The organism is Gammaproteobacteria bacterium (assembly GCA_019911805.1).
GTDB lineage: Bacteria > Pseudomonadota > Gammaproteobacteria > Thiohalobacterales > Thiohalobacteraceae > JAHJQQ01.
In genome coordinates this window covers 46766-55000 of record JAIOJV010000053.1, presented here as the reverse complement: position 1 = coordinate 55000, position 8235 = coordinate 46766, and the positions used below count along the sequence as shown (strand labels likewise).

General features: G+C 61.2%; 6 protein-coding genes and 1 rRNA gene (1 of these 7 running past the window's edge). 2 read left to right on the top strand and 5 right to left on the bottom strand.

Going from position 1 to position 8235, the window contains the following annotated elements; translation table 11 throughout:
- Both K8I04_06625 and tyrS read right to left on the bottom strand, forming a co-directional pair.
- Window positions 1-40, bottom strand: a 16S ribosomal RNA gene (locus tag K8I04_06625); its annotated part reaches 1321 nt to the left of the window's first position; the annotation flags it as partial.
- 652 nt (window positions 41-692) lie between these two features.
- Complete coding sequence (gene tyrS / locus K8I04_06620) at window positions 693-1898, bottom strand: tyrosine--tRNA ligase (protein MBZ0071384.1); 1206 nt, start codon at window positions 1896-1898, stop codon at window positions 693-695.
- Between the two features lie 407 nt (window positions 1899-2305).
- Here tyrS and K8I04_06615 point away from each other — a divergent pair, with 407 nt between their 5' ends.
- A complete protein-coding gene (locus K8I04_06615) occupies window positions 2306-3634 on the top strand; it encodes a peptidoglycan DD-metalloendopeptidase family protein (protein ID MBZ0071383.1) in 1329 nt (442 codons plus the stop codon).
- Between the two features lie 158 nt (window positions 3635-3792).
- The gene (locus K8I04_06610) at window positions 3793-4926 is read left to right on the top strand and encodes an anhydro-N-acetylmuramic acid kinase (protein ID MBZ0071382.1); all 1134 of its coding nucleotides are present in this window, start codon (window positions 3793-3795) and stop codon (window positions 4924-4926) included.
- 26 nt (window positions 4927-4952) lie between these two features.
- Here the strand turns inward: K8I04_06610 and K8I04_06605 are convergent, their stop codons facing one another.
- The 3 genes from K8I04_06605 to erpA all read right to left on the bottom strand — a co-directional run bounded on the left by K8I04_06605 (window position 4953) and on the right by erpA (window position 8201).
- Window positions 4953-6401: a TrkH family potassium uptake protein gene (locus K8I04_06605; protein ID MBZ0071381.1), complete on the bottom strand. Its 1449-nt coding sequence runs from the start codon at window positions 6399-6401 to the stop codon at window positions 4953-4955.
- Window positions 6402-6520: 119 nt separating this feature from the next.
- The gene (locus tag K8I04_06600; protein ID MBZ0071380.1) at window positions 6521-7681 is read right to left on the bottom strand and encodes a citrate synthase; all 1161 of its coding nucleotides are present in this window, start codon (window positions 7679-7681) and stop codon (window positions 6521-6523) included.
- A gap of 157 nt (window positions 7682-7838) precedes the next feature.
- Complete coding sequence (gene erpA, locus K8I04_06595) at window positions 7839-8201, bottom strand: iron-sulfur cluster insertion protein ErpA (protein ID MBZ0071379.1); 363 nt, start codon at window positions 8199-8201, stop codon at window positions 7839-7841.
- Between the last annotated feature and the right edge of the window lie 34 nt (window positions 8202-8235).

Below are 8235 nucleotides of genomic sequence, written 5' to 3'. Positions count from 1 at the left end.
GCCAGCGTTCAATCTGAGCCAGGATCAAACTCTTCAGTTCAATCATGTTTAGTCGCTTGAGGCGACCAATCTTGGCTCGATGAATTACTGTCTAGGTATTACTACATAGACGCTCTTCATCGAAATACGATTTGCATCGCAACCCATTCGACGTGAGCGCCCACACAAGTTACCTGATCCTGATTGTTAAAAAGCTTGTCGAGAACTTGCCCGACAAAGAAGACGCATTATACCGCGACTTCAGCCCCCGTCAACACCTGAAATCACTGGGTGCTGCTTTGTTCAGTGACCTGCCCGGTGACAGGAGGCGGCGATTATACGAGGCTTTCCCAGGCCGTCAATACCTTTTCCACAATCCCGTGAAAAACCCTCTCCGCCCCCCCCCCAAAAGGACCGGCGGACGAGACGACCGGCACTGAAAAACCGGGGTTTCGGGGAAAACCGCCATGCGCGCCATCGGTGCGCCCGCCACGGGATGCCCATGGCCCGAATGGCGCTTACGTAAACCCCGCTTGGCCGCGGAAGCCACGGAACCACAGGGAAAGAATCCATTATGCCGGCCCAGGGCCAGCATCCGCGATCCGCCTCGAGTTGGTCCCCGGCCTTTATACAGTGAGTCTTGTTCCGTGTTATTCCGCGTGCTTCCGTGTCTATCTTTCCGAAACATCGGCTTAAGGTAAGTGCCACCACCCTTAGCCCGGCTTGAGCGTTACCCGCGCAATACGCCGCTTGCCGACCTGAATGACCACACTGGCCGGCGCCCTGAACTGCAATGCGCGATCTCCGACCCGCTCCCCGTCGATCCGGACCGCACCCTGACCCAGCATCCTCAGTGCCTCTGAGGTGCTGCCAGTCAGGCCGGCGTCTCTGAGTACGTTGGCAATGGCCAGCCCGTCGGCCGATACGGCGAGCTCCACCTCGGGTATGACATCAGGCAACGCCCCCTTCTGGAATCGCGCGACGAATGCCTCGTGCGCCCGTCGGGCCGCCGCCTGGTCATGGAAGCGGGCAATGATCTCCTTCGCCAATTCGAATTTCACGTCACGCGGATTGAGACCTTCGGACACCCGCTGTTTCAGGCCTTGAACCTCCGCGAGGGGCCGAAAACTCAGCAACTCGAAATACCGCCACATCAGCTCGTCTGAGATCGACATGAGCTTGCCGAACATGTCGTCCGGGGCGTCGACAATGCCGACGTAGTTCCCCAGGGATTTGGACATCTTCTGTACACCATCCAAGCCCTCGAGGAGGGGCATGGTCAACACAACCTGTTGCGCTTGGCCGAAATGTCTCTGGAGTTCGCGCCCGACCAACAGGTTGAATTTCTGGTCGGTACCGCCCAGCTCGACATCGGCATTCAACGCCACGGAGTCGTAGCCTTGAATCAACGGGTACAGGAACTCGTGGATGGCGATCGGTTGCCCGGAGCTGTAACGTCGCTGGAAGTCATCGCGCTCGAGCATGCGTGCGACCGTATGCTTGGCGGCCAACTGAATCAAGCCGGCGGCGTCCATAGCCCCCATCCAGCTCGAATTGAACACCACGCGGGTCTTCTCGGGATCGAGGACTTTGAATATCTGGCTCTCGTAGGTCCTGGCGTTTTCAATGACCTGGTCGCGGGTCAGCGGCATGCGGGTGACATTCTTACCCGTGGGGTCGCCGATCATCCCGGTGAAGTCGCCGATCAGGAACAGCGCTTCGTGACCCAACTCCTGAAACTGCCGCAGCTTATTCAAGAGTACGGTGTGTCCAAGGTGCAGATCAGGTGCGGTCGGGTCGAAGCCGGCCTTGATGCGTAACGGACGGCCGGCCTCCAGTTTCTCCAGGAGCTCGGATTCGACCAGAATCTCGTGCGCACCGCGCTTGATCTCGGCCAGTGCCTCGGTGGCTGACACCATGTTGTTCTACTCCCCCGGATCGCCTGTTGACGCAAAAGGCGAACAGGTTAGCATACGCGTAGCCACGATCGCGGCAGACTGACGACGATGCTCAGGAGACGCGCGCTGGGCCAGCTTGGCCATAAAAGAGTCTTATCACTCAAGTTACTGGGCGGGTTGGCCGAATCCCTGTCCAGGTGTTGACCTTTCCCGGCCGGCCTATTACCTTATCGGCGGGTGATTTATAAGGAAATTCCGTGAACTACCCATTCCTCCGCCAGCAGCGCCGCCAAGCCGTTTCTTTTCGACCTACAACCGGTCCGCGGCTCCATCGTTTTCATTGGTTGGTACTGGCCGGCGCCGTATTCGCCGGTACCGCGCTATTCAGCTATGCCGGAGGGCACGCCCAGGCGACACGAACGCCGTCCTTGGCGATAACGGCCCTTGAGGTCCCCGCGGCCCCTCCCGGCGTCAGCCCGAACGACCAACCGGCCGCGGCTACACAGGACATCATGGTCGCTCGCGCCGTCCCGGCCACCGAACTCCCCGACCGGTCCCCCGCACAGAGCGGTGTCGCGACCGCAAACGAGCCCCCTGAACCCGCACCCGCGGACAGCGCCGCCAAGCCCGACAGTGACGACGGCAATAGCTGGACCCAGAGCACCGTCCAGTCGGGCGACAGCCTGGCCCGGATCTTCAATCGCGCGGGCGTGAGTGCCCGCGATCTGCATGAACTGATGGCCCTGGGCGCTGCAGTCAACACGCTCAAGCGCATCCATCCGGGCCAGACCCTACAGCTGCGTGCCGACGACCGCGGGCAGCTGCTGGAGCTTCGCTACGAAGAGAGTCAGACCCTGGGTCTGCACGTGACCCGGGGACCTGACGGCTTCACGGCCACGACCATCCACCGGATACCCGATCGGCAGACGGCCAACGCCACCGCCGTCATCGAAAGCTCGCTGTTCCTCGCGGGACAGAAGGCCAAGCTGTCGGACGGCATGATCATGGATCTCGCCGGTATCTTTGGATGGGACATCGACTTTGCGCTGGACATCCGTGAAGGTGACCGCTTCACCGTTCTCTATGATGAGCTTTACCTGGATGGTGAGCGCATCGGTGATGGCAATATCCTGGCAGCCGAATTCGTCAACCAAGGGCAGGCTTTCCGTGCCATCCGCTACACCGACCCCGATGGCAGAACCGACTACTACACCCCCGATGGTCGCAGTCTGCGCAAGGCCTTTCTGCGCACGCCGGTCGAATTTTCACGCATCAGCTCAGGCTTCAACCTCAAGCGCAAGCATCCCTTGTTGAACCGTATCCGCGCGCACAAGGGTGTCGATTATGCAGCCCCCAAGGGCACGCCCATCAAGGTCACCGGTAGCGGCCGTGTCACCTTCCGTGGCGTCAAGGGTGGCTACGGCAACGCCGTGATCGTACAGCATGGCAGTACCTACAGCACCCTGTATGCGCATCTCTCGGGGTTTGCCCAAGGCATCAGCACGGGGACGCGTGTCCGCCAGGGCCAGACCATTGGCTACGTCGGCATGACCGGTATGGCGACGGGACCGCACCTGCATTACGAATTCCTGGTCAACGGCGTGCATCGTAATCCGCTCACGATCAAGTTCCCCGATGCGGAGTCGATCGAGAAACGCTTCCGCACGGACTTTCAGAAGACAGCGGGCGCCATGCTGGCGCGGATCGAACTGGTTCGCGAACGGAGCACTCAGGTGGCGCTGTCCGAGAGCAACTGAACGAACGCCGACCCGCCCGCATCCACCCCGGTCGGTCACGGCCACGACCGACCGGGGCATATCCCCGCCGATGACCCCTTGGTTTACCCAGCCACCGGCGATTTCTCTTCCCTGTTCCCGCGTGTCATGGCCCGCTTCAACGCAGTGACAGTCACCGCATGCACGATCTCTATCTAGGCCTCATGTCCGGCACCAGTCTTGACGGCATCGACGCCGCTATCATCGATGGCGCCACACGCGTACCGCACGTGACGGCGGCGCGTACATTCGCATTCGAACCTGCATTGCGCGAACTGTTGTTGAACCTCGCTCTGGAACGGTCAAAGCGCGAACTCGAGGAGTTGGGCGAAGCCGACAAGCGCCTGGGCGAAGCACTCGCCCAGGCGGCCCTGATGCTGATCAAGGAAGCGGGGCTGAAACCTCGGGACATCCGGGCGATCGGCAGTCATGGCCAGACCGTTCGTCATCGCCCGGACGGCCCACACCCCTTCACCCTGCAGATCGGTGACCCCAACATTCTGGCCGAACGCACCGGAATCACGACCGTTGCAGACTTCCGCCGCCGCGACATGGCTGCCGGTGGCCAGGGGGCACCACTGGTGCCCGCCTTCCACGCCGCATGCTTCCGCTCACCGGACGAAGATCGGGCCGTACTGAACGTCGGTGGCATGGCGAATCTCACCCTTCTGCCGGCCGATCCGGCGCAGCCGATCGGTGGGTTCGACACGGGGCCCGGCAACGTGCTGCTGGATGCCTGGACCCAGCGGGAGCAAGGCACCCACTATGATCGTGGCGGCGCCTGGGCTGCCAGCGGCCGTCCGCTCCCGACCCTGCTGGATACCTTGCTGCGGGATCCTTATTTCACCCGGACGCCCCCGAAAAGTACCGGCCGTGAGTACTTTCATCTGGCCTGGCTGGAGCGGCATCTGGAAGGCGTGCCGGCGTCACCTGCGGATATTCAGGCCACACTCAGCGCTCTCACCGCGCAATCCGTCGCGACCGCCCTGCACAGCTGGGCACCGCAGACACGACGTGTACTGGTCTGCGGTGGAGGCGTGCACAATACGCAACTGCTCGCCGATCTGTGCGAACGCATCCCGCGCGTCGGCATCGAATCGACGGGCGAGCATGGCCTGCAGCCGGACTGGATCGAGGCCGCCGCATTCGCCTGGATGGCAAGGGAAACCCTGGCAGGCAGGGCCACGAGTCAACCCAGTGTCACCGGGGCACGCGCTGCGACCCTGCTTGGCGGCATCTACCCGGGCGGTAGTGGGCCGCTGGGACTTCCCTGAGGATACAACGGGAAAGTACCACTGCCTCATCCTCGCCAGAAGGCTGGCGTCAGGAGCACCAATACCGTCATGATCTCCAGGCGGCCGAGCAGCATGCCGGTGCCCAGCAACCATTTTGCACTGTCCGGGAGTGATGCGAAGTTCCCGGTCGGGCCGACGATTGCCCCCAGCCCGGGGCCGATATTGGTGACCGCAGTCGCTGCACCGGTCAGACTGGTCATGAAATCCAGCCCGACCGCAGATAGCGCCAGCGCCAGCAGGCCGATGGTAATCGCGAAGAAGAAGGAAAAACTGATGAGCGAGCGCAGGATATCCTCGCCAATTTCACGGTCGTTATAGCGCTCAGTGAAGATGGCGTGTGGATGGACGAGCCGCCTGAGCTGCTGGCGCAGCAAAATGTAGGCTACCTGAAGACGGAATATCTTCAGGCCGCCGGCGGTCGATCCGGAACAACCTCCCACAAACATCAGATAAAAAAATACCATCACGCCCAAGCCGCCCCACAGGCCGTAATCCTCCGCGACGTAGCCGGTCGTGGTCACCACCGAGACGACACTGAAAAAACTCACCACCAAGGCAGAGTCGATAGCGCGGCCCTGGCCCTGCACATTCACCAACGTCAACAGCAAGCCGAAGAACAGCACCACACCCAGAAAGCCCCGCACCTGACGATCCCGCCATAATGGTGCGAATCGACCGCGCAGGGCATGCACATACAACGAAAAAGGCAACGATCCCAACAGCATGAACACCACCGCAATCCACAGGATCGACTGTTTCTGAAAATACCCGATAGAGGCATCGTAGTTGGAATATCCGCCGGTCGACAGGGTGGTCATTGCATGCGTGATGGCATCGAATATCGACATACCCGCCAGCCAATAGGCCAGGGCGCAGACCAGCGACAACAGCAGGTACGCCAGCGAGATCGCCTTGGCGACGGATTCGAAACGCGGCAGCACCTTCTCGGAGCGATCGGATGATTCGGCGTGGAACAGGCGCATGCCGCCCACGCGGAGAAACGGCAGTATGAGCACACCCATCACGATAAAGCCGATTCCCCCAGCCCATTGGAGCAGCGCGCGCCACAGCAGGATGCCGCGCGGGGCATAATCGAGATCGATCAATACCGTCGACCCTGTGGTCGTCACGCCCGACATGGTTTCGAAGAATGCGTCTGTATAACTGATGTGCTGAATGAACACCATCGGCAATGCCGCGAACAGCACGACACCGATCCAGCTCAGGGTGGTCAACACGAATACCTGCCGCGGCACCAGCGCGAAACCACCGTGGCGTCGGCTGGCCAGCGCCACCACCAGGCCGACGGCAAGGGTGATACCGCTGGACAGGAGGAAATCCGGTGCCTCCGCTTCGCCGACCGCCAGCATGTAGCCGATGGGGATCCACATGACCAAGGCCAGACCGACCAGAAACAACCCGGTCACGAACAAGGCGGGCCTTAAGATGTTCATGCGGACCGTGATCGGCCAGATCCGCGCGTGGCCATCACCGCCTCATCACGATCTGCGGGCCCGCGCCCGGCACGAGTCGCTGTCGTACATCCATCCGGAGAACCGGGGGCGCCCCTCAATCAGGCGCGCTCCGCTATCGGAATGTAATCGCGTTCCTGCTCGCCCGTGTACACCTGCGTCGGACGGAATATACGATTATCCTTGAGCTGCTCGCGCCAGTGCGCCAGCCAGCCAGCGCAGCGCGCCACCGCAAAGATGGAGGTGAACTGGTCGGAGGGGATGCCCATTTCCGTATAGAGGATCCCCGAATAGAAATCGACATTGGCCCAGACGCCTTTTGCGGCCAGCCGCTCCTCGCAGGCGGCCTCCAGCGCCAGCGCCGTTTCAAACATCGGGCCGATGCTTCCGTTGCGGCGTTTCATCAGGTCCAACATGAGTTTCTGCAGGATGGTGGCGCGCGGATCCTTCACCTTGTACTCGCGATGACCCATGCCCCAGATCTTCTCCTTGTTGCCGAGTTTCTTGTCCAGCCAGGGCTTGACGTTGCCCGGCGAACCGATCTCCTGCAGCATCTCGATGACCTTCTGATTGGCTCCCCCATGCAACGGCCCTGCCAACGTGCCGATGCCCGCGGCGACGACCAGATACGGACTCGTCAGCGTCGAACCGGCGACCAGTGCTGCGAAGGTCGAGGCATTGATGGTGTGTTCGGCATGCAGAATCAGACAGGCGTCGAGGATGCGGGCGAGCAGCGGGTCAGGCTCCTCCCCGTGGAACATATACAGAAAATTGGCTGCATAGGACAGATCCTTGCGCGGCTGGATCGGATCGTAGCCGGAGCGGATATGCTGCCAAGTGGTCACCAGCGTCGCCATGCGCGCCAGAATCTTCACCGACACGTTGTGAACATAGTCCAGATCCGGACACTTGGCGCGCTCGGTCAGACACTCGTCCCCTGGGTAGAACATCGCCAGGCAGGCGATGGAGGCCTGCAGCATCTCCATCGGGTGCCCCGTAGACGGCAGGTATTTCATGATCTCGCGGATGTTGTACTTCACGATGCGGTTGGCGCGGATCTGTTGATCGAATTCGGCCAACTCCTCGGGTGTAGGCAGCCTGCCGTCCAGGAGCAGCAATGAGGTCTCTTCGAACGTACTGTGTTCGGCAAGATCTTTGATTCGATAGCCGCGATACGTGAGGATGCCGCGCTTGCCGTCGAGATCGGAAATATTGGATTTGGTCGCCGGAACGCCTTCCAGGCCGGGCAGGTATTCGTTCATTGTCACTCCTCTTGGCTTGCGCGGGCCACTGGGCCGTTTCAGGACCGCCGCGCGAGGTGGCGCCAAGCATAACAAATGGGGATACGCCCGTGACAGCGAGCCCTGCAAGCAAAAGGGACGCCGGAGCGTCCCTGTTGCACGGAGAGGAGAAAGCAGATCAGCCTGCGGAGAATGACGAGCCGCAGCCGCAGGTGGTGGTCGCGCCGGGATTGCGGATCACAAACTGTGCGCCTTCCAGATCTTCCTTATAATCGATCTCCGCGCCGACCAGATACTGGAAGCTCATGGGATCGATGAGCAGCGTCACACCGCATTGCTCCACGGCGGTATCGCCGTCGTTAGTGGCCTCGTCGAAGGTGAAGCCGTACTGGAAGCCCGAGCAGCCGCCGCCCGATACGAATACGCGCAGCTTCAGGTTCGGGTTGGATTCCTCTTCGATCAGGCCCTTGACCTTGAGCGCCGCAGCCTCGGTGAAGATCAGCGGGGCTTCCATTTCAACACTGGTTGCAGTCTCTGCCATGGTCACATCTCCAGCAAAATACGGGTGAATGAAC

What these genes read in the sequence shown, in the direction of transcription:
- K8I04_06605 (MBZ0071381.1), bottom strand. Translation starts at nt 6,401, where the DNA reads ATGAACATCTTAAGGCCCGCCTTGTTCGTGACCGGGTTGTTTCTGGTC.
- K8I04_06600 (MBZ0071380.1), bottom strand. Translation starts at nt 7,681, where the DNA reads ATGAACGAATACCTGCCCGGCCTGGAAGGCGTTCCGGCGACCAAATCC.
- K8I04_06610 (MBZ0071382.1), top strand. Translation starts at nt 3,793, where the DNA reads ATGCACGATCTCTATCTAGGCCTCATGTCCGGCACCAGTCTTGACGGC.
- erpA (MBZ0071379.1), bottom strand. Translation starts at nt 8,201, where the DNA reads ATGGCAGAGACTGCAACCAGTGTTGAAATGGAAGCCCCGCTGATCTTC.
- tyrS (MBZ0071384.1), bottom strand. Translation starts at nt 1,898, where the DNA reads ATGGTGTCAGCCACCGAGGCACTGGCCGAGATCAAGCGCGGTGCGCAC.